27 protein-coding genes are annotated in these 24090 nt (G+C 33.8%); 6 read left to right on the plus strand and 21 right to left on the minus strand.

The window, feature by feature from the left end; translation table 11 throughout:
- Both KTQ83_RS04340 and KTQ83_RS04345 read left to right on the plus strand, forming a co-directional pair.
- Positions 1 to 763: transposase (locus KTQ83_RS04340; protein WP_244975770.1), on the plus strand; the 763-nt coding region annotated here is incomplete at its 5' end.
- Between the two features lie 2 nt (positions 764 to 765).
- Positions 766 to 942 (plus strand): hypothetical protein, encoded by a 177-nt coding sequence (locus KTQ83_RS04345; RefSeq protein WP_217256915.1) that lies wholly within the window; start codon positions 766 to 768, stop codon positions 940 to 942.
- Positions 943 to 1087: 145 nt separating this feature from the next.
- Here the strand turns inward: KTQ83_RS04345 and KTQ83_RS04350 are convergent, their stop codons facing one another.
- Complete coding sequence (locus tag KTQ83_RS04350; RefSeq protein WP_217256098.1) at positions 1088 to 2530, minus strand: leucine-rich repeat domain-containing protein; 1443 nt, start codon at positions 2528 to 2530, stop codon at positions 1088 to 1090.
- A 215-nt stretch (positions 2531 to 2745) separates the two neighbouring features.
- On the opposite strand from KTQ83_RS04350, the gene KTQ83_RS04355 reads away from it, so the two are divergent.
- Both KTQ83_RS04355 and KTQ83_RS04360 read left to right on the plus strand, forming a co-directional pair.
- Positions 2746 to 2958: a cold-shock protein gene (locus KTQ83_RS04355; RefSeq protein ID WP_117924773.1), complete on the plus strand. Its 213-nt coding sequence runs from the start codon at positions 2746 to 2748 to the stop codon at positions 2956 to 2958.
- 57 nt (positions 2959 to 3015) lie between these two features.
- Entirely contained in the window at positions 3016 to 3486 is a 471-nt protein-coding gene (locus KTQ83_RS04360) for an HD domain-containing protein (RefSeq protein WP_117924775.1), read from the plus strand.
- Here the strand turns inward: KTQ83_RS04360 and KTQ83_RS04365 are convergent.
- The 8 genes from KTQ83_RS04365 to sufC are packed head-to-tail and all read right to left on the minus strand — an operon-like array spanning position 3483 to position 10315.
- A complete protein-coding gene (locus KTQ83_RS04365) occupies positions 3483 to 4526 on the minus strand; it encodes a hypothetical protein (protein ID WP_186998806.1) in 1044 nt (347 codons plus the stop codon). The two genes, KTQ83_RS04360 and KTQ83_RS04365, sit on opposite strands and share 4 nt — an antisense overlap.
- Positions 4527 to 4541: 15 nt before the next feature.
- A complete protein-coding gene (locus tag KTQ83_RS04370) occupies positions 4542 to 5153 on the minus strand; it encodes a GDSL-type esterase/lipase family protein (protein ID WP_217256110.1) in 612 nt (203 codons plus the stop codon).
- A 4-nt stretch (positions 5154 to 5157) separates the two neighbouring features.
- Positions 5158 to 5655 carry a 5-formyltetrahydrofolate cyclo-ligase gene (locus tag KTQ83_RS04375; RefSeq protein WP_217256099.1) on the minus strand — a complete coding sequence of 166 codons (498 nt, stop codon included), beginning with the start codon at positions 5653 to 5655 and terminating at the stop codon, positions 5158 to 5160.
- A complete protein-coding gene (gene sufB, locus KTQ83_RS04380) occupies positions 5648 to 7060 on the minus strand; it encodes a Fe-S cluster assembly protein SufB (protein WP_370633230.1) in 1413 nt (470 codons plus the stop codon). The genes KTQ83_RS04375 and sufB overlap by 8 nt, the downstream gene beginning before the upstream one ends.
- Positions 7044 to 7490 carry a Fe-S cluster assembly sulfur transfer protein SufU gene (gene sufU / locus KTQ83_RS04385; RefSeq protein ID WP_217256100.1) on the minus strand — a complete coding sequence of 149 codons (447 nt, stop codon included), beginning with the start codon at positions 7488 to 7490 and terminating at the stop codon, positions 7044 to 7046. Before sufU ends, sufB begins: the two co-directional genes overlap by 17 nt.
- Positions 7491 to 7505: 15 nt before the next feature.
- A complete protein-coding gene (locus KTQ83_RS04390) occupies positions 7506 to 8747 on the minus strand; it encodes an aminotransferase class V-fold PLP-dependent enzyme (RefSeq protein ID WP_117924785.1) in 1242 nt (413 codons plus the stop codon).
- A complete protein-coding gene (locus KTQ83_RS04395) occupies positions 8734 to 9507 on the minus strand; it encodes a SufD family Fe-S cluster assembly protein (RefSeq protein ID WP_117924787.1) in 774 nt (257 codons plus the stop codon). The genes KTQ83_RS04390 and KTQ83_RS04395 overlap by 14 nt, the downstream gene beginning before the upstream one ends.
- On the minus strand, positions 9500 to 10315 hold the full coding sequence (gene sufC / locus KTQ83_RS04400; RefSeq protein WP_117924789.1) for a Fe-S cluster assembly ATPase SufC: 816 nt from the start codon (positions 10313 to 10315) through the stop codon (positions 9500 to 9502). Before sufC ends, KTQ83_RS04395 begins: the two co-directional genes overlap by 8 nt.
- A 132-nt stretch (positions 10316 to 10447) precedes the next feature.
- On the opposite strand from sufC, the gene KTQ83_RS04405 reads away from it, so the two are divergent.
- Together KTQ83_RS04405 and KTQ83_RS04410 are read left to right on the plus strand one after the other, a co-directional pair.
- Complete coding sequence (locus tag KTQ83_RS04405; protein WP_117924791.1) at positions 10448 to 11473, plus strand: peptidylprolyl isomerase; 1026 nt, start codon at positions 10448 to 10450, stop codon at positions 11471 to 11473.
- Positions 11473 to 12372, plus strand: coding sequence for a peptidylprolyl isomerase (locus KTQ83_RS04410; protein WP_217256101.1), 900 nt, complete (start codon positions 11473 to 11475; stop codon positions 12370 to 12372). Before KTQ83_RS04405 ends, KTQ83_RS04410 begins: the two co-directional genes overlap by 1 nt.
- Positions 12373 to 12395: 23 nt before the next feature.
- Here KTQ83_RS04410 and KTQ83_RS04415 read toward each other — a convergent pair whose 3' ends face one another.
- The 12 genes from KTQ83_RS04415 to epsC all read right to left on the minus strand — a co-directional run bounded on the left by KTQ83_RS04415 (position 12396) and on the right by epsC (position 24058).
- Positions 12396 to 12668: a DUF4176 domain-containing protein gene (locus KTQ83_RS04415; RefSeq protein WP_117924795.1), complete on the minus strand. Its 273-nt coding sequence runs from the start codon at positions 12666 to 12668 to the stop codon at positions 12396 to 12398.
- Between the two features lie 12 nt (positions 12669 to 12680).
- Positions 12681 to 13475 carry a hypothetical protein gene (locus KTQ83_RS04420; RefSeq protein WP_186998800.1) on the minus strand — a complete coding sequence of 265 codons (795 nt, stop codon included), beginning with the start codon at positions 13473 to 13475 and terminating at the stop codon, positions 12681 to 12683.
- Positions 13462 to 13635 carry a hypothetical protein gene (locus KTQ83_RS04425; RefSeq protein ID WP_154555723.1) on the minus strand — a complete coding sequence of 58 codons (174 nt, stop codon included), beginning with the start codon at positions 13633 to 13635 and terminating at the stop codon, positions 13462 to 13464. The genes KTQ83_RS04420 and KTQ83_RS04425 overlap by 14 nt, the downstream gene beginning before the upstream one ends.
- On the minus strand, positions 13628 to 13912 hold the full coding sequence (locus KTQ83_RS04430) for a WXG100 family type VII secretion target (RefSeq protein WP_186998799.1): 285 nt from the start codon (positions 13910 to 13912) through the stop codon (positions 13628 to 13630). The genes KTQ83_RS04425 and KTQ83_RS04430 overlap by 8 nt, the downstream gene beginning before the upstream one ends.
- A 12-nt stretch (positions 13913 to 13924) precedes the next feature.
- Positions 13925 to 14218 carry a WXG100 family type VII secretion target gene (locus tag KTQ83_RS04435; protein ID WP_117924184.1) on the minus strand — a complete coding sequence of 98 codons (294 nt, stop codon included), beginning with the start codon at positions 14216 to 14218 and terminating at the stop codon, positions 13925 to 13927.
- 2 nt (positions 14219 to 14220) lie between these two features.
- Positions 14221 to 14445, minus strand: a complete 225-nt coding sequence (locus KTQ83_RS04440) for a hypothetical protein (RefSeq protein ID WP_147346761.1) — start codon at positions 14443 to 14445, stop codon at positions 14221 to 14223.
- The gene (locus KTQ83_RS04445; protein WP_217256102.1) at positions 14420 to 17518 is read right to left on the minus strand and encodes an FHA domain-containing protein; all 3099 of its coding nucleotides are present in this window, start codon (positions 17516 to 17518) and stop codon (positions 14420 to 14422) included. The genes KTQ83_RS04440 and KTQ83_RS04445 overlap by 26 nt, the downstream gene beginning before the upstream one ends.
- A gap of 98 nt (positions 17519 to 17616) precedes the next feature.
- A complete protein-coding gene (locus KTQ83_RS04450; RefSeq protein WP_186998796.1) occupies positions 17617 to 19368 on the minus strand; it encodes a hypothetical protein in 1752 nt (583 codons plus the stop codon).
- A complete protein-coding gene (locus KTQ83_RS04455) occupies positions 19365 to 20690 on the minus strand; it encodes a protein kinase family protein (protein ID WP_217256103.1) in 1326 nt (441 codons plus the stop codon). The genes KTQ83_RS04450 and KTQ83_RS04455 overlap by 4 nt, the downstream gene beginning before the upstream one ends.
- Positions 20671 to 21627, minus strand: a complete 957-nt coding sequence (locus KTQ83_RS04460; protein ID WP_217256104.1) for an FHA domain-containing protein — start codon at positions 21625 to 21627, stop codon at positions 20671 to 20673. Before KTQ83_RS04460 ends, KTQ83_RS04455 begins: the two co-directional genes overlap by 20 nt.
- Positions 21628 to 22202: 575 nt before the next feature.
- The gene (locus KTQ83_RS04465; protein WP_186998794.1) at positions 22203 to 23510 is read right to left on the minus strand and encodes a hypothetical protein; all 1308 of its coding nucleotides are present in this window, start codon (positions 23508 to 23510) and stop codon (positions 22203 to 22205) included.
- Between the two features lie 8 nt (positions 23511 to 23518).
- On the minus strand, positions 23519 to 24058 hold the full coding sequence (gene epsC / locus KTQ83_RS04470; protein WP_117924200.1) for a serine O-acetyltransferase EpsC: 540 nt from the start codon (positions 24056 to 24058) through the stop codon (positions 23519 to 23521).
- Positions 24059 to 24090: the final 32 nt, after the last annotated feature.

Raw genomic sequence — 24090 nt, forward strand, 5'->3', positions numbered from 1 at the left:
TTTAGAAGAACGCAAAAAGGTAAAATACGCCTGTTCAGACATGTATGAAGTATATCGAGATGTCGTACATAAAGTGTTTCCCGAGTCAAAACATTTGTTAGATTATTTTCATCTTTCACAAGATTTTCACAAAAAAATGAACGAAGTACGTATTAAAGTCATGAAAGGATACAAAGACAACAAGGCTTCAGATGAATATTATCTTCTCAAGAAATTCAACTGGCTTTTATTCAAAAATCCAGAAGATGAAGATAAATATGGAAGACTGTTTGATGTAGAACGTGAGCGTAAATACAACTCTCATTTTAAAAGTTATATGAACTACTACGATTTAAGAAAGAAAATACTCGAAATCAATAATGACTTAACTATTTGTTACTCATTAAAACTAGAACTTGTAGACTTCTATTCAAAATCTACTATCGATAATGCGCAAGTGAATCTGGAACATCTGATTCGCAGCTTCATTGATACAAACATTGAAGAAATGATCAAATTCTCCAATAATCTTATTAACTGGAAACAGGAGATTATCAATTCATTTACGATTGTAGGTACTGAATATAAAGTTGAAGCAGACAAAGGCCAGGTGGTGGTCTGCAATAAAAAAGTGAATAATGCGATCATTGAGAATCGAAACAAGATTATCAAGTGTATCAAGAACAACGCCAATGGCTACACCAACTGGCTTCGCTTCCGCAATCGCGTAATGTATGTACTCGACCCAAATGCAACATTCAGCCTGGAGCCAAGGGAGAAATGATCATGGATGCACAAGATATTATCGAATTGATCGAATACTTCAGAAATCTTCAAAACAATGAAATGAAATTTGAAATTGAAGAACTACGAGGATACATTGACATAAGATTCGAAGAATTATATGACAAGTTAACTGAATACATTGATTCCAATCATTCAGATTCAAATCACCCATTATAAAAAGAGCAGAGATTTCACAATATCTCTGCTCCCTAGTTAATAATCCTTTAAACACTCATAGGGTTTTCAACCCTACAATTTTTAAAGCCAACTTTTAGTCAACCCTATCTAATTGCGGATTACCCTTTAAACAAGGGGCTTTATGTTAGTTCGTAAATTTTTCGTAGAACTCCATACTCTCAAGTACGCTTGTATCCTGGATTGGATTATCATCCAAACGTAAAGCTTCTAATAATTCTAGATCTTTTAATGGAGTTACATCTGTAATGTAGTTTGCCTTCAAAGTTAGTGAACGTAAATATTTAAGTTTAGATAATGGAGTTAAATCTGTAATCGCATTGTGATCCAAACGCAAATAAGAAATAAACTCTAAATGTTCTAATGGTGTTAAATCCTCAATGACATTGTTGTATAGATCCACATCGCAAAGGTTTGTTAATTCTTTTAATGGTGTCAAATCTTTAACATTATTGTTTTCCAAAGAAATGATTTCCAATTGTTTCATATCCTTTAAACAATTAATATCCTTAATATTATTACGACCCACATTCAAATACACCATGTCTTTGGCATCCTTTAAAATACGTATATCCTTGATGCGGTTTGTGAATAAATTTAAATGCTTCAATTGATTCGCATTCTTTAAAAAATTGATCTCTGTTAATTGACAGAACTTCGCATCTACACTTTCCAAATGCTCAACATTTGCAAATTTTTCTAAACTCTTCAAGCGGTTTTTTGAAACATTCAATTCTTTTAAATCACCCAAGTTATTCAATAAAGACATGTCCTTAAATCCAGTCTGCTCCATAGACAAAGATTCTAAATGATTTAATTCCTTCAAGAATGTAAAGTGTTCTGGTTCATTATAAGAAATATTCAAAGATTTAAGATTTGAAAATTCCTTGAGCATAGAATAATCCTTTAAATATGGACAGTTAGAAACATTCAATTTCTTTAAATTTTTCATTGACAACAATGGACTTAGATCCGACATTAAGTTTGTGTTTAAATCCAATTCTTCAACATTAGAAAGATATGTTAAATCTTCAATATTGAATAAACGCATACCACCCATATCCAATTTCTTTAATTTTTTAAGCACACCTAAGATGGCATAACTAAAAGGACCATTTTCAGTATTGATATGAACCTCTTCTAACTTCTTACAGTGCTCTAAATAAATCAAACTATCAACTTTCGCCTTGGAAAGATTCAATACTTCCAAATCAATCATAGCAGCAATACTTGAAATATCCATTGTATATAAATTGTTTCTTGAGATATTTAATTTTTTTAGTTGCCTAAAACCATGTAAAGCCTGCAAATCTCTTAATTGGTTTCGAGAAACATTTAAACAAACTAAATTATGTAAATCTTTGATTGGATCCAATGTCTGCAACTTATTATTGCTCGCATTTAAAGTTTCTAGATTTTCCGCATACTGCAAACCTTCTAGATTCTCTATTTCATGATCTTGTACTTCTAAATGGATCAATTCCTTCATCAAACTTTCGTTTAGTTCTTCTTCTTTAACACGCAAAGTACGCGCAATTACACTACGTAACGCATCATCTTGAATAAGCATAAAACAAATGCCCTCCTTTATATATTCATTATAATCAAAATATAACATAATAACTATATAAAAATAGTTTTTTTAATGACAATGTTGTTAGAAAATGCTAAAATGAAAGCAGTTAAGGATTAGACTCGTATTCTGATTGTGATAAATGCTATTGTATGCAAATACTTTCTATTTTAACGGTCAAAGGATATTGGCTTAGTCCAGGAGGTATAGGCATGAGCACAGGTAAAGTAAAATGGTTTAACGCTGAAAAGGGTTATGGATTCATTACCAGTGAAGATGGAAAAGATGTATTCGTACACTACTCATCAATTAATTCTGAAGGATTTAAAACTTTAGAAGAAGGACAAACTGTTACTTATGACGTTGTTGAAAGCAATCGTGGACAACAGGCTAACAATGTCACAGTTGTAGATACAGCTGCGTAGAAATTTGTTCGAATCAAGCGCACAATGTGCGCTTTTTTCATGAAAGAGAGGGATTTTATGTTAGAGCGATATGAAAAAGTAAAAGAATATGTATATTCTCAATATGCCAAAATTTATAATGAAGATTTAAAAGTATCCGCCCTTACCCATACAGCTAGTGTGGACCTTTCCATTACATTTATTGCCATGGCAAGAGGCACAAATCTAGAACGAGCTAAAGTAGCTGCTCTATTTCATGACTACGCTCAATTTATTGATAACTGCCCACATTCTCAACATGCTAAATTATCAAGTCTTCACGCCTATAAGTACTTAAAAGAAAGTGGCTTATTTAAAACTACAGAAATAGATGATATTACTTATGCGATTCGTCAACATTCCAAAAAAGAATCTTTTGACTCACCACTTTGTGAAGCCTTAAAAGACGCTGACGTATTAGCTCGTTTCTTAGAAAATCCCGAAAAAGAAATCACAGGAATGAAAAGACAGCGCCTGCTTAACGCTTGCGCTGACATTCAAAGTCATTAAAATTTTTGATAATACAGTTCGACACTCGCATCGAGCTGTTTTTTTAATTGGTTAAACACCTTCATAAATACGTCTTTATCATACACAATCCAGTCAATATAGGAAAAGCTCTTACCAATAGCTCCCCCAACCACTTTACCTGCATGCACCTTAGAAATAGTTTCATCCAATTGTTTCGATAATTTCTGACGATACAAAGCATCTTCTTTATTATGGAAAGGATTCGAATAATACACATAGCCAAACTCACCATCTTTACTCGATAGATCTGCAAGCACTTCTTCCTTTTCCTCAATCGTTTGTTCCACCAATAAAGGATGCGTAGTAAAAATAAGCTTCATATCTTTTCTTAAGGCATCGTGCGCAAAATCCTGAATTGGCTGATATACCGAATAAATATCAATTGGCTTATCATACACTTTCCAATGATTCTTCTCAACAAGAGCCATAATCACTTCATAAAAATCAATCATTTGACAGAACTTCATATCTGAGTCTGGCGTATCGATAAAATCAACACGACAAATATATGCCTCATACGCAAGCTGGCCAATCGCAAGCTCCATGAGATACATACTCATTTCTTTTTTATTTTCCGGATTACCAATCAAATTAAATCCAGGACAATATACTTTACAATCCAACATATCATTTTCAATTTGATAGAATACATGAAAATCTGCTAAAGTATATTCCTCATTTTTGATTTGAACCATGGCCTGAATCGCCTTTTGCGACATAGGCGGTAAAGTCGCATTCATGATCCACTTTTGTTTCACACTCTTAGGTGCAATGTCACAAAGCATCTGACACAAATATTGCGTTGTCTTATTTGGACCTGTGTCAAAGGTCATCTCAAAAGAATCATAAAAGCTTTCGACAAAGAAATGGGCACCACTAATTTCCATTACCTCTTCATCCAATTCTTGAATCAATTCGTTTAATTCCTCATATTGTTCGGCCTTTAAACAATTAATAATTGCACCCTGTTTTTCTTCAAAATGCTTCCATAACGCTAAACCATTTGTATAAGCACTCATTGATGATCTCCCTTCTTATAATTCTTTAATCATAGATATCAAGGCATCCGCCACAAGTTTATGACCCTTCTCATCCATATGGATTCCATCCAAGCTTCCAGCTACAGCACTCGTATCAATCACTTCTACATTCAAACCAGAACAACCTTTTTCTAAGTATGGCTTTGTATTCGCTAAGATATCAAATCCAGCTTGACCAAAATTACTAACTGTTCTTTCATTCTTTAAGCCATCCACATTCATTTTAGGTGGACACACCACAAAAAATTTAGGTAGTTTAGATCCATCACGATAGTTTTCCGGATTTAAAGCTCTATACATCAAAGTACGAATCCCTTTCTCTAAAGAAATGGAATTCGTTGAAAATTGACACTTCGCATCATTCGTTCCCAACATAATAAACACAACATCAATGGGAGCATGCGTTTTTAAAACCATCGAAATCATTTTAGCTCCATTACGATCTGCATCATACGGATCATCCAAGCACAATGTTCGACCACATAAGCCTTCCTCAATAATTTCATGTTCACTAAATACCTTTTTAACAAGCTGCGTAAAACGATTTGGTTGTCTAGACGCATTTTTGGTATCATAGCCCCACGTATTACTATCCCCAAAAATAATATCTTCATCGTAATATCCTCGATTCTGTAATGATCATATCTAACTTTACATCGGTTGGTTTTACATCAAATTCCATTTCCTGCACATCAAATGCTACCCCAATCTTCAATGCAGAACTTTTACTTAAATACCGATCATAATAGCCTTTTCCATACCCCATTCGATACGTACCAAAGAATCCAACGAGCGGTACTAGAATCACATCTAAATCTTTTACCTCATGCATCCCAATGGGTTCAATTGTTGAAAATGGACCCTTACTTTTTTCTTCGTAATCCGAATAAAAGGCAATCGTAGTATCATCTAACGTCTTAGGTATATATAAATCAAATTCATCACGAAACTTTGCATATACATCCACTTCATTTCGAATTGGAATATATGTTCCTATTTTTCCTTTTAAAAAAGGCAAAACACAATTAGTGATTGCCTTTTCCTTTTCAAATCTTTTTGAATTTGATAATGAACTACGCCTTTGAATGCACAACTTTCGCTTATCCAATGCTGTCACTCATATCCAGTTTCAACATTTGATTCAATTCAACCGCATATTCCATTGGAAGTTCACGCGTAAATGGTTCTAAGAATCCCATAACGATCATTTCCGTAGCTTGAGAACGAGTTAAACCACGAGACATTAAATAGAACAATTGTTCTTCACTAATGTTTGAAACTGTCGCCTCATGTTCAATTTGAGACGTATCATTATAAGATACATTCATCGGAACTGTATCACTACGTGATTTCTTATCTAAAATCAGAGTATCACATTCTACTTTACTCTTGGCATATGCTGCATTTTTAGAATGTGTTACCCAACCACGATAGTTTACTTCACCACCATTACGTGCAATAGATTTAGAAATAATTGTACTAGAAGTATGAGGAGCTAAATGAATCATTTTACTTCCTGCATCCTGAATCTGGTTTTCACCGGCTACCGCAATCGAAATCGTTGTTCCCTTTGCGTATGGCTCAGCCAAAATACAAGCTGGATACTTCATATTTACATGGGAACCAACATTTCCATCAATCCATTCCATGTGTCCATTTTCAAATACTTTTGCACGCTTAGTCACTAAGTTCAAGATATTGCTTGACCAGTTTTGTACCGTTGAATAACGACACTTCGCATTCCTATGTACATAAATTTCTACAACTGCCGCATGTAAAGAATCTTTTGAATACGTTGGCGCAGTACATCCTTCTACATAATGTACATCAGCACCCTCATCTACAATGATCAACGTTCTTTCAAACTGTCCCATCTGCATGGAGTTGATACGGAAATAGGATTGAAGTGGTTTTTCCAACCTCACACCCTTCGGTACATAAATAAAGGATCCACCAGACCATACTGCTGTATTTAAAGCTGCATATTTATTGTCTGTATAAGGAACAAGTTTACCAAAATATTCCTTTAATAAATCTGGACATGCCTTTAATGCAGAATCCGTATCCAAGAAGATAACACCCTTCTCTTCCACTTCCTCTAACATATTGTGATATACAACTTCACTCTCATATTGTGTAGATACACCGGCCAAGAATTTTTGTTCCGCTTCCGGAATTCCTAGCTTATCAAACGTATTACGAATCGTATCTGGAACTTCATCCCATGACTTTTCCTGCTTATCACTTGGTTTGATGTAGTATGTATAGTCATCAAAGTTGATTTCACTTAAATCTGGACCCCAATTTGGATTTTGTTGCTTTTCAAAAGAATGGTATGCATCAAGTCTTAGCTGCAACATCCATTCAGGCTCATTTTTGATTTTAGAGATCGTACGAACTGTTTCTTCATTCAATCCCTTTTGGGTTTTATAAACACTGACATCTTCATCATGAAAACCATATTCATATTCACTAGAAAGTGTGATATCTTTTTCGTTACTCATCTTTTCCATCCTCACTTTCCTTAATCATTTCACGCATAGCCTTCCATCCAATTGTGGCACAATTGATACGATTGGCTTGTTTTCCAACATTTTGAAACGCTATGGCCTCATCTAAAGCATCTTCATCATATTCTTTTTGATCAATCATTTTGAAATAATTGTCCATGATTTCTTTTGCTTCTTCTGTTGTCTTTCCTATTAATAGTTCAGACATAATTGAAGTCGAAGCTGTTGAAATTGTACAGGCAACCCCATCAAAACGAATATCATCAATTTTTCCATCTGAAATTTTTGTCTGCACCGTAATATCATCAATACAAGAATCACTCGCCATATGACGTGACATGTAACCATTGTCTTTTGTCAATTCTTTATTACGAGGATAGTCATAATGATCCATAATAATCTGGCGCATCAACATTGGATCAATATTTGACATAATTAAGCTTCCTTCCTAAAAGAAAATGCTGACACAGTTTTCCACTGTCGCATTCTTCAAAGCATCAATCAATTGATCGACTTCTTCTTTTGTGTTGTACAAATAGAAACTTGCACGACAAGTACCCGGAGTCTTCAACACTTCCGGAAGTAATTTAGCACAATGCTGTCCTGAACGAACGGCAATGCCAAATGTATTTAAATAGCTAGCGACATCTTGTGCAAAAATCATTTGATCTTTATCCTTCACATTAAATGTCACAATTCCACTCTTCGCATTTTCGTTATATACAACAATATTCCCTAAAGCTTCTGCTTTTTTTAAGAAATATTCCTTTAATTCTACTTCATGCGCATGAATATTCTCTTTTCCAATCGCATCCAAATAATCCATGGCAGCTGCCATACCAATTACACCTTCAATTGGTTGTGTTCCAGATTCAAACTTTAATGGCGTTTCCCTTAAAGTTAATGAACAAGACTTGTCAAAGCGCGCATTACTTTCACCACCATAGAAAATTGGTTCTAGTTGATCCAACCATTTTTTCTTGCCATATAAAGCACCTACGCCTGTAGGACCACACATCTTGTGAGCACTAAACGCATAGAAATCACAATCTAAATCCTGCACATCAATATTTAAATGAGGAGTACTCTGCGCTCCATCAATCACTAACAAAATGCCTCGTTCATGACAGATCTTGGCGATTTCCTTAACGGGAGCCACAAAACCCAAAACATTAGAAACCATCGCCATCGCAACAACTTTAACTTGATCAGTTAAGACACGTTTAAAGTTTTCAACTGTAATCTTACCCTCTTCATCCAAAGGAATGTAATCGATTTTAGTCCCTTTTTTCTTTCCCGCCTGCATCCAAGGCAAGATACTTGAGGCATGTTCACTTTCGTCACTTAAAATGATATCACCTTCATGTAAAAGCTGTTCTGTAACCATCATAGCTACAAGATTCAAGCCTTCACTCGAGCCTGAAGTAAAAACGATTTCTTCTTTGTGTTTCGCATTTAAGAATTTTTGAGTACGAACACGAGCCCCTTCAAAAGCCGCATCGACCTGTGCACTCATTTCATAATCACCACGGTGAGCATTAGCACCAAGGTATGTATAATAATTCACTACGGCATCAATCACGGGTTGAGGCTTTAATGTCGTAGCCCCATTATCTAAATACACTAGAGGTTTATCAGACATCTTACGCGTTAAAATCGGAAAATCTTTACGAATTTTACTGATGTCCATATAATCCAACCTTACTTTCCATTTCTTGACGAAGACTATCTTTCAATTCTTCATCTTCTACTAAATCAATAACTGGCAAGAAATAACCAACACTTAACAATCCAACAGCTTGTTTTGTGCTCAATCCACGAGACTGTAGATAATATAGCTGATCAGCATCTGGCTGTCCAATTGTTAGAGCGTGGCTTGCCTTTACATCATTTTCATCAATTAATAACAGTGGAATAACTTTTGTCTTATGTCCCTGACCCAAAGTTAATACACGCGTTGCCTGATGAGACTGAGCATCGAAACATCCTTTTTTGATATTTCCATTGGCAACCATTTGATATTGTCCATGATCAAATAAAACGGCAAAGTTTTTCATTTGACCATTTGTATGAGGCGCATTATGTCTTACTTCCATATCGCATACTTTTTCGATGTGTTCCTGACATAATTGACCACTTAAAATTTCATATTCAGCCCCCTGCTCTTTTAGATCCACATAGTGATTCCATTTCAATGGGCTTTTTTCTAGATCCAAGACACCCATTTGGCAGTTGGCATCTTGTTTAAGTACCATATTAATGTTTAATTCGCACGCACTTTCAGCATGGTTTAAAATAAAGAATTTTGAAAAAGAATTTTCTAAACACTCCACATTCAAATCAAATTTTGTACAATCTTTACTCAATTCAATTAAATATGATTTTTGATCATGACGATCAATTTGAATGTTTAAAGTTTCGCTATTGTGTACTTCCTTGCGATTAAGCATATTTTTTAGCTCCACAAGAACCTAAAGAAATAGGTTGTTTATCTTCTTCTTTATTTGCGGTTACGTGGTACTCTTTTTCAATCCATTCATATCCATCCTGGTCAACTTTTTCAACTAAACTTGCATCACCAGATACAACAATTTGTCCATCCATTAATACGTGAGCATGTGTTGGCTGTAAATATTCATAGAAACGTGCATAGTGAGATACGATTAATAAACCAAGATCTGTTTGTTGCTGACATTGGTTGATGGCATCAGAAACAATACGCAATGCATCGACATCAAGTCCAGAGTCAATTTCATCCAACATCGCAATTGCCGGTTTTAACATCATCATTTGAACGATTTCATTACGTTTCTTTTCACCACCACTAAAACCATCATTTAAGAAACGATGAGCCAAGTCTGGTTTCATTTCTAATTGTTCAATAGCTTTATCCATTTCTTTGATAAATTTAAATAATGAGATTGGTTTTTCTAAACGCGCATTGATTGCACTTCTTAAAAAGTCAGAGTTTGTAACACCAGAAACAACACTAGGATATTGCATACCCAAGAAAAGTCCTGCCTTACTTCTTTCATCGACTGACATTTGTAGTACATCCTTTCCATCTAATGTAATCGAACCAGATGTAACTGTATATTTTGGATTACCCATAATGGCTGCAAGCAATGTAGACTTACCATTTCCATTAGGTCCCATTAGAGCATGACGCTCACCTGATTTTACAGTTAAGCTCAACCCTTTTAAAATTTCTTTATTCTCCACGGATACATGAAGATCCTTAATGACCAAATCTGCCATACCTTCTACCTCTTTTCACTGCAATATAATACCAAATAATTATTAAAATCTCAATTAATACATCTCGAGCCTTCATTGCAATTTAAAAAGATATCTCGTATAATTGAAAAGACATTCTCAAGGAGGTTAATTATGACTGATATTTTACGAAATAACTGGTTTGTTGTACTTATTGCCATCATCATTATTGGTTTTATTGGCTACTTCATCTACGACACCAATAAAGATAATGTTTCCGCAAAAACAACCAACAATGAACAAGTTATTGCTTCTATTAATAAGGATGACATTACCGCTGATGATTTATATGATGAATCCACACCTTATGATGGCTCTACTATCTACAATATGTATAAAAATGCCGTTATCGATCAATCTATCAAAACTACAAAAGATTTAAAGAAACAGGCAAGCACATTAGAGTCTAATATTAAATCTAACGCATCTAGTCAAAGTGATGACTATGAATCTACACTAACAACAGAGCTTGCCAAATATGGTTATGCATCCTATGAAGAACTTAATGATTATTGCTTAACAAGTGTAAAAGAAAAAGAAATGAATAAAAAATATATCACTAAACATTTTGATGAAGTGAAAAAAGCTTGGGAAGATAAAAGCCCAAGAACCGTATCCATTATTAAAATGGATGTTAGTGATGCCGATAATCTAACAGAAACAGAAACTAAAAAGAAAAGTAATATTGATAAGGCTTTAGAAAAAGAAAGCTTTGCGGATGTCGCTAAAGCCTTCTCTGAAGATTCAAATACCGCTAATAAAAATGGATTTGCAGGATATGTAGATTCAAACTCAACAAGTTCAGGCTCAAATTCAACATCAACTGTTCCTGCTGATGTAGTGACAGCTGCAATCGGCCTTAAAAAAGGTGAAACAAGTGACTGGATCACAGTTACAAGTTCAAGTGGAACAAGCTTATATAAGGTATATGTAAAAGAAACAAATTCAAAGAAGATTTTTAACGCAAAAAGTGACACCGTTTCAAACCAAGCATTGTATGCCATCTTAAACAGCGATTCTTCTCTTTCATACAAGATTTTAGATTCGTATGCAAAAAAATTAGATATTAAATTCAACGATAAAGACACAAAGAAAAAATTCGACAGCTATGTAAAAACAACTTATGGAGGTGATCAATAATGAAAAAGACACCTATATTATTCGTATGTGCTGCCATGATGTTGACAGGATGCTCTGGAGCAACCGCAACTATTAAGGATAAAGATGAAACAATTATGACTATTGGTGACACAAAATACACTAAGGGTGATGAATATGATTTGTTAAAAATATCTACTGGTACAGATCTTACAATGGAACTTGTAAAACAGGCTATCTACAAACAAGAAGTCAAAGTTACAAAGGAAATGAAGGAAAAAGCACAAGAACAAGTTAACAACTACAAAGAAAACATGGAAAACTTTGATGAACAAATTCAATCATTGGGATATAAAAACAGCACACAATATATGAATAAAGTTCTAATCCCAAGTTTACAAGCAAGTGAATTAACCGAAAAATACTTCACAGACGCAAAGAAAGACATCCAAAAAACATATAAACCAAGTAAAGCTCGTATCATTCAATGTGAGAATAAGGCAACTGCTAAAAAAGCTTTGAAGGCATTAAAGAACGGAACAGATCCAGAAGAAGTAGCTCAACAATACATGGTTGATTCTGCAAAATATTCTGGAAAAGAAACATTGGTAACGACAAAGACAACGGATTTATCAACTCGTTTGATCAATACATTGTCAAAGACAAAAAAAGCCGGAGTCATTGACGAAGTCTTCACAAACGAAAGCAGTGGAACAACATATGCATATGTTGCCGTATTAGTATCTAATACATATAAAGACATTAAAGATGATGTATATACAACATTGAGCAGTGATGATGACGTCACAAAAGCTTGTCTTGTTTATTATTTAAAGAAATATAATTTTGAAGTACACGATCAAGATGTATTCAATAATTTAAAGGCAAACAATCCTGAATATCTAGTTTCTAGACCAGATTTATCTGAATCAGACGACTAAATAAAAGGCCATTAGACAATAGTCTAGTGGCCCATTTTTTTCATCATTTCATCCAGTTCAAATCGAAAATTAAATTCTTCTATATCCTGTAACCCTATGTAAAATAAACAATCTATATCCTCATGATCAAATACGTAACAATGCTCCTTATCCATATAGCCTTCTGGCCATAAACATCCCGCATAATCATAGAGTTTTTTTGTCTTCATATTTTGTTGAAGACGCCCCATGATCATTAACTTCTTTGTCCCCTCTTTTAAAGTGACAACACTGCCAATCGGTAATAAATCTTTCATGCCGACTCCTTTCTAATAACTTACGTTGATTTTAAAGCCCAGTCCCGCAATAAAGCCAAGTTTTGAGCCGATTTCCCACTCCCTGCTAGAAAAATGATAAGAGAAATTGGCCTCTGCACTACCTACACTTCCTTGTGCTGTTAAAGTGACTTTCGCCCCAAGAATGTTCAATACACAACGTGTTTCGCCTCGTAAGGCTGCAACACCAACTCCAGCTTCAAACGACTGTTCTTTCCTAGAAAAAGCAGCTTTACAAGTCGCATACGCAACACCAACTTGCCCTGTTGCTCGAGCGCTCGCATAGACTTTTGAATTTCCAATACGCGCATTTACTGTAGAAGATAATAACGCTAGACTTGACTCTGCATTTAATACTATACGCGGATCAAATTTCTTGTTCTTCCATATTCTTGCACTGATACTCGATTTAATTTCTCCATCAAGAAGTGTGGCATTGGCCCCTACATGGAAATAAGGCTTTGTGTAATTTTTATTCCATTCTTTAAATGACTTTGTATAACGAATCGAACCATACGAATAGCGACTCTGTTTTGTCAATTGTGAAACTAAATTCAAGTTTGTATACTTGATCAAATTCACCTTTCCAGGTTTCCAAGCACTTTGTTTGTGCTCGCAAGACTCAATTAAAGATGCGCTCTTCGATAAATAATTCGCAATATCCATTATTTCTTTTGCGATGCGATATTGCCTTTCATTAATTGTCGGATCTTTTGAAGATAGAGGCCTAGAAGCGAGCGCCTTATATTCAAGACTTAGATTTTGACAAGCTATACTATCGCCGTTCACGATTCATAATCCCCTGCATCTGAATTTGAATTAAATATTGAATTCGACTGACCTTTTGATTCACATAGACAAACTCTTCATTCGATACAATATTTTTTGTCTGATTTAACAACGCATTTAAATCACTAGACAAGGCATTGTAGAAATTTATCTCATTCATAACGCATCAAAGATTGTTCGTTTTCCTGATATAGATTTGCGGTTTGATGTAAATACGTAGAAAAGCGTGCTAACGTATCTAAATACGACATCATTGCTGGATTCAACGTTTGAAATTGTTCCATAAAGTATTTCGAAGCTGGAGATTGCCAAATAGATTCCACATAATACATTCTGGATTCAATTTCGTTAAATACAGTTCGAATCTCATTGGCATACGTATCCACCTGCTTAGAATATGCCATTACATCTTCACTTGATATTTGAATTTGTGCCATACTTTTCTCCTTCTACAACAACAATCTAGCTTGTGCAACACGATCTTGTTGAAGCTGTTCGTAAACCGAAGCTGTCTGCTTCAATACATTGCTGTATTCTAGAATTACTTGATACATTTCATTTAATGAAGGTCTAAATTCTTCTAGCTGATTTTGAAAAGCTAAATGATCCACCCCCTGCCAGATACTTTGCATCTGCTCCACTTTTTTATAAAGATTCTGAATTAGATCATTATAGCTATCCGCTTTGTTTTTCACATAGACACTTGCCTGATATACTTCGGAATAATCCACTGATATTTTCATTTTTACCTCCCGTAGATTAAGATATCGCCATAAGCGATTTGATTTTCTTGAAACGTTTTATTTAAATCTAAAAAATAATTTCCTGTCACATTAAACACATACTGTATTTCATAACCTAAAAACTCATTCAAAAACATTTTTACAACATACAATTGAGATACATATACCATTCTTAGATCAAGTGACAAATATATACCAACCTCATTCACAAATACCAACCCCTTCATTTTGATCTTTAAAAAAGACACAATCAAAATGTTCATATGGAAGCTTTCGCTTTAACATATATCCATATTCTTTTAAACCATAACCAACCCATACAATTTGAGCATTGTATAGTTTCTTTTGAAATGCATCCTCATTCAATAAACTCACATCTACACACACGACATATACATCACTCTCTTGATGCCAATCACTCGTAATTTTTAAATGTGCTAAACTCTCACATATACAATTTACTACATGCACATAATCCGTATGCATATATAAAATGAATAACTTTTTTGTTTCATCCATAAAAACCGGTCGATCGCCTTTACATTCAAAACCAATACAATTTTTATCCTTATTAAATATCATCGATTTTGTAGCTCTTGTTTTAAGATCTGTTTCTTTTATCTTTCGATATAAAATTTCAACATATGCATTGTGATACAGCGTCATATTTAGATACGAAGGCAGATGGTAGGTGTCAAAGAATATCCGTTTATCATCTAAACTCTCTATATCAAATACATACTTATTTAAGATCCATTTCAAATTTGTGGTTTCATTATTCGTAACCACAAACGAAATTACATGTTCATCCAATTCAGAAAGATCCAAATTCTCATCTTCGAAAATGATACAAACACCTTCATGAATCTTTGAAAAATAGCGAGATTGAAAGAAACTAAAATCTACATAGGAATCCAACATATTTGTTCCATAGACATAGATCGTTTCATTTTCAAAATATTTGATCAAACGATATACAATATCTAGACTTTTTGTATAAAACAACTGTATTGACATAAATTCAATTTCACATTGTCTTTGTTCAAAAGGAAGATCTAACACACCAAATACATATTCAGGAATATCTTTAGGCAACAACACCCATTCTCTTGCTTCCTTTAAATCATGAATTTGATCCTTTAATACATCCATGACACGCTTACCCGCATGATGTTTTGAATGCAGTACTTCTTTTTTCTCATTGATTTCACGCCAACATATTTCATCTATTGAACTTTGTAAATAAAAACTTCGACAAGATTGATTCTTTTGTTGGTGCTGAAGAATCATATCTCCTGGATTTTTTAAATGATACGCCATTTCATTTTGAAGTATTTCCCGACTATCTTGTACACTACTCACATGAAAACAGGCCCGCCAAGTTGTATTGGACCAAACTTGATCATCAATGATACCAGAAGGTTTTTGTGTGCTTAAAACCAAATGGATGCCTAGTGATCTTCCAATTCGTGCAATTTCCTGCAGTTGTGACATAAATTGTGGAAATCGCATTTTCAATTGGGCAAATTCATCCACAAAGATCCATAAATGTGACATTGTACAGATCTTATTGTAGGAATGAATATCCGATACTTTTTCTTTTAAGAACAAGCGCTGTCTTTTCTCCAATTCATAATTCATGCTCTGAAAAAAACGTTCCATAGATTGTGCATCTAAATTGGTCACAATTCCTGCACAATGCGCAAATTCATAAAAGGGTTGTCCAAAAGCACCGCCCTTAAAATCAATCAATACATATTGAAATTGTTGAGGTGTATTATGCCATATCAGCATCATCAAAAGAAAACTAATAAATTCACTCTTGCCAAAACCTGTCATTCCTGCAACTAAGCCATGAGGCCCATACTCTTGAAAATCCATAACAACAATTTGTTGGGACTCATCAATACCTACTGGAACTTTCATTACATACTCAGATTTTCGAACAGGACCTATTTTGATTAGTTGATCATAGAAATTTGAATCTTCATTCCGCAATACAAATCGTTTTCGATCCAAGCCTAATTCTGTTATCGCAATTGTTTCAATTTGGTAGTCATAATGGAAAGATGGTTTTTGTTTTCCCACATAAATCAAACAATAATACGACTTAGGAAGATATTTTCCTTCTATATCAACGACTATTGTATCGGCATCGATTTTTTCACAAATAGCACAATAGGGATTTAAAAGAATTTGTTTCATTCCATCAAACTCCTGAAGCCATACCCATTTACGTTTTTGTTTGGAATACCACAAATAATTTTCAAATAAAATAACACTTGACTTCACATCTCCTTGAATCCAACAAGCTTCGCCTTGTCTTAAAAATATAGGAAATTGTACAAATTGATTTAAGTTTGAGATTAACTGTTCTCTTTTTTGCATCAACTCATCAAGTGCATATTCATACGAAACTTCACGATAACTTATTTTGCACCATGCATTGTATGCACACCCTACATAAATCACATCTCTGTTTTCGTGTTGGTATGTATCGATATATTTAGTAATATATTCATCCATCTGTTTTTTAAATGTACCTTTAGATATAACACCCTTTTCATACATCTTCTCTATGTAGGCATTATACATATCGATACTTTTTTTGCTCTCTTTTACACTTAATTTGTATTGATAATTCCGGTTGTAAAGGCCATACACCATAAAAGTAAATGCCATTGTCAAAGAGCTGATCATACTTGTGAAGAGTGATTCTATTCTTTGTTTTTGAAGATATCCAATCAAAATGGAGGAGACAAAACCAGAACTTGCGATCATACAACTCGGTCCTATCGCACTAAATAGACTTTGTTTTTGAACTGTACGCATAATTTGTGGCATCTGAATATCAAATTTTTGAACCTTTGGCATTTCAATATTTAAACAGTACGGATAATATGTTGCATTTTTACGATCTAGCTCTACATTACTATAAGGATTGTTGACCATATCCAAAAGTACATAATCTTTAAAATAAATCATGCGAATGTTCGCAAACACAATCTCATCCTGCATACAAAGGCTGCATCTTTTAACTCGTTTCGAATTGACATACGTACCGTTTAAACTATCAAAATCCTGTAATACACCTTCTTCAATTTGAAAATGATACCTGGACACTCCATTCGTACATAATTGAATATCACATGCTTCACTTCTTCCAACCTTTATCTTTTTAGAAATTGGAAAATGGCACATTGTACTTTCTATTTCTTCTAAATAAAATAAAACTTCATCTAGAATACACGATTCGCCATATCTCAATATTTTTTTAGATTGGTTCCATACAATACACACACCATTCCTTCTTTTTTCAAAGAAGTACTTTGAAAATGACTTTGTGCAGTTCAAGTCAAAGTAGTGGCAGGATTTGTCTGTGTATAGCCATAGTTTGATCATAATTTAAAGATTTGTTTGAGCCACATTCTTATTTTCTGTATAGAGGTGATTCTCACAGCTGACCTTTTGATTTCTTCTTTTTTTAATACTTTGCGATGCTTTGTCTTTACCTCAATTGAGGTCTTTTTCTTTTTTAATGAAATCTCGACAAAATCATGTCCCATCACATCTTTTTCAATCTGTACACGCTTACCATTGACTAAAACATACTCGATCTTATCTTCAGACCATATTTGTACCTTATTCTTTTTACGCGTATAGTGAATTTTGGGCTTAGAAACCTTTTGAATATGTTTCTTATTCTTTTTTAAGACCACTTCATTATCGTCATTTACAACCCAGACACGTTCAAATTCAACCACTTCATCTTTTTCTAGAACTTGTTCACTTTTTGAAACCATTTCAATCTCTTTATCGGGACTAAATACAAATTCATATTCTTTCTTTTCTAGGTTCATCAGCACATCATTTGTATATGTCACAATTTTTAATACATCATCTTTGACCATACGATTAAAGACTTTCTCAAAATCCATATCCATGAAAGTATCATTTAAATAGTATTCCACCCGCATATACGCATTTGAAGCATCATACTTGTATTCTAGGCTGGGGCGTTTCTTTATATTCATGCGATCCACAACCCTTTCATTATTCATAAACAACTGACTTGAAGGGGCTTTTTTATCGATTTGAACATAAATTTGATCACTTACCTCATGTCCATATATATCTTTGGCATACGCACTCACACAATAGATGACATCCTGATTATGTATGGCCGGTAAATGAATCGTTTCATTGAGCGCATAGCGCGTTTTAATACCATTGAGATCCACATCTATATATCCTATTTCTAATTTAGATACATTACGGATTGCTTTCACAATGACATCCTCATTAGATAGCTTACTTGAAGGAGTTAATGTGATTATTGGCAAAATATTGGAATATTCAATAGAGCCTTCGATACTTTTTTTAAATTGTGGATACTCTTTATGTTCTAACTCAAATGTATACTTTCCATTTTTTGAATGATCAATCAACACTTGATTTTTGTCTTCTAAATCAAGTGAATAGTAATATATACCATCACAATACACATGCAGGTTAAAAGCCTGTTTACATACAGATTCAAATTGCATGTTAGAATGATTTTCTTTTGTGTACACGACAGAATTTAATAAACATTCAGGATATTTAATAGGTAAAATTTTAATTTCTCTTTCCAACTTATTTTGTGCAATATCTGTACAGATTATTCGTAATGATTGATTTTTGGATGTAACATCCACATCAAATTCAAGTTCTTCACAATCCATTTGTTCATCATCTAAATAAACTTCAATACTTTTCAAATTTTGTTCGAATATCTTTACATGAACGGTTTCTTTATCTTCTAAAGGAAGTACATCCAGAATCTTTTGATTATTTGTATTAAATACAATATCTGGCATTGTCGTATCTAATAGAATTGTCTTTTCACCTTCCTGTAACGCATAGCCATCTACATCTTTTAAAATATATACAAGCTGTGTGATTCCTTCTTTTTGAATATCGATAAAAGTATGTTCGTTGTTTAAATCAATTTCTTTGCCATCATAAATAACTAAACTGGAATCTCGATCCACTTTTTCATCAAAGAACAACTCAATATTCCCTGTCGCAGAGGCCACACCATTTATAAAGTTTTCTGTTTCCTGCCAATATATAAAATCTGTATATTCAACATCTTGTAGAGAAATCATAAACTCCTCCAAAATTCATAAAGATCTTTCCATCTTTCACTTTTTAAATTGTCAATAAAAACCACTGGAATTTCCATATTTTCACTCTCCTTATTTCGTAATAAAAGTACATATTCCAAGTAATTACATCCTAGATTTTCAAATTCGGCTTGATACGTTTTTAATGTCTCTGGACTTATACTTTCAATCCAGTCTTTAATCGGTTGAATCGAAATTTTGATTTCTTTATGTAGACCAAACTGAAGACATTGATTTAACACGTTCAATTTATCTTTTAGAAGCAAGTTATTTGAATTAACCAGCTTAACACACGTATCAATATGTGCGGCATCCGGATTTAAATACACCAGCACAAGTGCTTGAAGCTCTGGCCATTTATTTAAAGAAACACGATCATATACATATCGAATCAAAGTAGCATCTTTTGTCGCTATTGCCTCCTCCATTAAAAATAAAGATGCTTGTTCATTGACATATACTTCATCCAAGATCCATCCATTAGAGATCCACGTATATAAACGATCTTGTTTATCAGACTCTTTATACGCTTTTTCAAATAAGGCAATTTGATGATGGGTGTAGTACGCATCAAAGACACTTTTTGGACTTGTACTGAAGACAGACAGAATACATATAGAAAGTACAAGCAAGATTCGAATGATGATATGTATAAAGATCAAGTTCTTAAATGTAGATAATCGAGATATTCTTCGCTCTTGTTTTTGATGACACAAAAGAACTATGGGCATCATACTTATGCCGAAAAGTTCTTGAATCAAAGAACCAAGTGCATAGATATCACAACGAATATCCTTTTCACTCAATGTTAATAATTCAGGTGCACAATTAGATTTTGAAGCCATCACTGCCACATGTGAGTGATTTTCAATACATGCGTTAAAATCAATTAAATAAAAATGGTTCTGATAATAAATAATATTTTCAAGTTTTAAATCAATATAGAGATAGCCAATCTGATGCAGGTCTTGCAAGACTTTTAAAACATCAATTAGCAAACGATACTTTTTGAATAAACAACGATGGTTTTGAAAGTATTGTCTTGCGTTGATTCCTGGAATATACGTTTCGACAAAATATTGTGCAAAGTCTTCTTCAAAACAAGTGATCAAGCTAGGGACATGGATCGAATTTAAGTTAGAGAGCACATTGATCTCTGTTTTAAATTGATGTTTATATCGTTCTGTTTCATAATCTGGACAGATTTTTAAAATATAAACACATGTACTAAATTCATCCATAACACGATAAACATTGGCATTATAGGTATGTACGACCTTATATCTATTGTTCTTTAAATTCACACACGACATCACCAAATCTTATCGTCATTCCATCTTTTAATCGCATCTTGCGTTTCACTTCTTTTTCGTTCAGATACGTCTTATTCGTACTCTTTAGATCTTGTATATAGTACCGATCATTTTCACATACGATCTTGGCATGTTTTAAAGATATACTCGCATCCTGTATACGGACATCACATACCATCGCTCTTCCTACTAGATTGATTTCATTGCACAATGCATATTTTTCCTGATCGCATAATAGGTAGGCATAAAAATCTATTTTTACTTGTAAAAGCTGTGTTTTTTCTTCCAAAACAGATTCAACAGGCTTCTCTTTATGGAAAGCTTGTATGGGTTCTTTGACTTTAAATGTCTGCATTCTCTTGTTTTTAAAGAAAAATAACTTTTTCGGATAATATAAATTTCGTATATTATCCAGACCTAAGACAAGATTGGGTAAACTAAACTCAGCACTCTTTAAAAACTTCAATAAAAATCCAGGAATTTCAAAAGCGGTTGTAGTCTGCATCGTTTTTGCGATATACTCCACCCATTTTTCTGACATATCCTTTTGAAACATCCAGTTCGATATTTGAATGGGCACCACGACAAACGCAAAGCGATCTCCAAAACTAGAGACAAATACGTAGTCTGGATCAAATAGAACTGGTTTATTGCGATTGGATGCGATGGCTTGTTCAAATAACTGATGCAAGAATATATAGCCTTCTTCTTTTTCAAACACATACTGACTTAAAAAATCATGTAAAGGAATATAGCCTTCTATCGCATACACCATCGATGCCGTTTTTTCGTTTGTCAACATACAAGGCAGACAAAAATCATCGTTCGATAATCGATCAAAAATGGATAGGTCGAGTAATTCTGGATTTTTCAAATGAACATACAAGTGATTATCATCCATGTGATCTTGTTCAATCCATTCGGACATCTCATCACCTCCATACTCTTAAACGTTTTTTTTAATACTTTTTCCAGAAAACTTTCATTATTTTTTTGATTTTTTGAGTTTTTTTGTCTAAAATGAAACAATGATGAAATTTATAACATATATTCACGTTTATTTAATTCAAACCATCCTGAATTTCCTTCCATTTTGCTGGATTGACATCTTCTATGACAATCAGACGTATATAGGAAATCAACTACATCACCCCATATATTTATTTCTATGGGCGTTTAGTTCGGCAATTGGATTTTATTATTATTCAAAAAAAATATGGGAAAAATATAACGTAAATTACAATAAAAAAAATCATGTCTTAATCTGTTTAGGCATGATTCTTTCATGTAGTATTCCCTATAACGATATAACACTTTTAAAAGACCTTCACGTATGGCTTTCCATTCTTTTTGTAGCCTGTTTTATCCTTGAATGGTTTCTTTATATTCCGGTTCACTTAAATAAAAACTCAATCCTGTTTTTTATCAACATTGGATTGAGTTTTGTGTTCACATTTATGTTTGGCCACATTACTGGCTTTTGCGAAATCTATTTTTCATTTACTACGAATATTCTACTTCATCACTGGATGTTTCAGGATTGATCTTTTCAATCTTATCTAAGTAGTTTTTCGCTTTTTTCACAAAATACATACGATTTCCAAGCTCAAGTACTTTTTCAAAATATAAGCGAGCCAATTTATAATCTTCTTCTACAAAGGAGATCAAAGCAATATAGTAACATGAATCTACTTGCTGGAAAGGAAAATTCGCTCTTTGTAGACCTTGTAAATAATATTTCTTACAAGTATTCAAATCCCCATCCATAAGATGAATCTTATTTTCAATGGCCGCCATTTCTTCACTTTGAATCATGACACCAGCACGTCCATAATGAAGACGAATATTTTGCGCCTCTTCTTTACAACGAGATAAAGCCTCTTCATCCTTCAACATATAATAAATATACGACATCAATGACCAATATTGTAAAGAACTCGCAGCATCCTTACGCGGATAACTGATCAATACATCTTGAGCAAGTTCAGCATCATTTAAATAAATCAAGCATTGTGCAAGCAATGTATGCTGGCTCAAGCGCGTATGTCCCTTTGAATTTGTGCAATAGTAAATAATGGCACTCGCACAAGCCTCAGGATTACAATCTTCATATAATAATTTTGTGATTGGTAAAAGGGATACAGCACGATAACGTAACACTAAATTAAACGCAAATAAGTAGAACATCAATAATACAGCTAGAAGCATCATATTATTTACGGCAATTAAAATTGCAAATAAGGCAACAATGCCTAACGCATAGATACCTGTTAATTTACGAACATTTTTACGACAAGTCTTTGCAAGATCCTTATAAGACTCATCCAATTCATGATGAATCTTATATATACGAACCAATTCATCATCGCTTGTAAAATTAAATTCGCGACGTTCTTTCGAAATGCTTTTGCGCAAACTTAACATTCCATAAATACATACAACAAATGCAGGCACAACCAAAATGGCACCAATATAGATCATGTATTCAGGTAAAAAGAAAATCAAACACATAACGATCCATGGGCTAATGTTGAATCGCGCTGTTACATATTGTCCAATATAAATGATATTGATGATTCCTGAAATCAATAAGGCATCACCTACATATAAGATCCACATATTATTTTGCAGATACGTTAAAACCTGTTTCAGTGATTCTGTATCTACACCTGGTACAGAACTTAATGAACTCGACAACATATCCGAACTCATATCGATACCACTCGCAAATACAACCGCACATAAGCAAAGTCCAACTAAAAAAGCTACAACTAAAGCTATTAAATGGGATTTACAACGATATTTCCACATACAACCACCTATTTCTTCTCTATAATTCTTGCAGGAATTCCTACTGCAGTTGCCCCTTCAGGAACATCTTCTAAGACGACCGCATTTGCCCCTACACGACATCCCTTTTTCAAAGTGATATTTCCTAAACATTTTGCTCCACAGCCAATATATACACCATCCTCTAAAGTTGGATGTCTTTTGACATGTTGCTTTCCTGTACCACCAAGTGTGACACCATGATAAAGCTGACAATCATCCCCGATAATTGCCGTTTCACCAATCACAACTCCGATACCATGATCAATCATCAAACCACGACCAATCACAGCACCAGGGTGAATTTCAATTCCTGTCCAATGCCTTGCTCGATTACTTACCCAACGCGCAATAAATGTATGATTACGCACCCAAAACCAATGGGCAATACGATGTAAACCAATTGCCTTAATATGTGGATACAACCAAAACACTTCCCATTTTGAATGTGCTGCTGGGTCTAACTGCATTGTTCTTTCTATGTTATATAATCCATCACGGATAAAAGATTTCTTGTTTCTTTCTGACATGATAAAATTTTAGTTTATTTATGTCTAAATTT

Origin of the sequence: Holdemanella porci, assembly GCF_019052655.1 — a bacterium.
Lineage (GTDB): Bacteria > Bacillota_I > Bacilli_A > Erysipelotrichales > Erysipelotrichaceae > Holdemanella > Holdemanella hominis.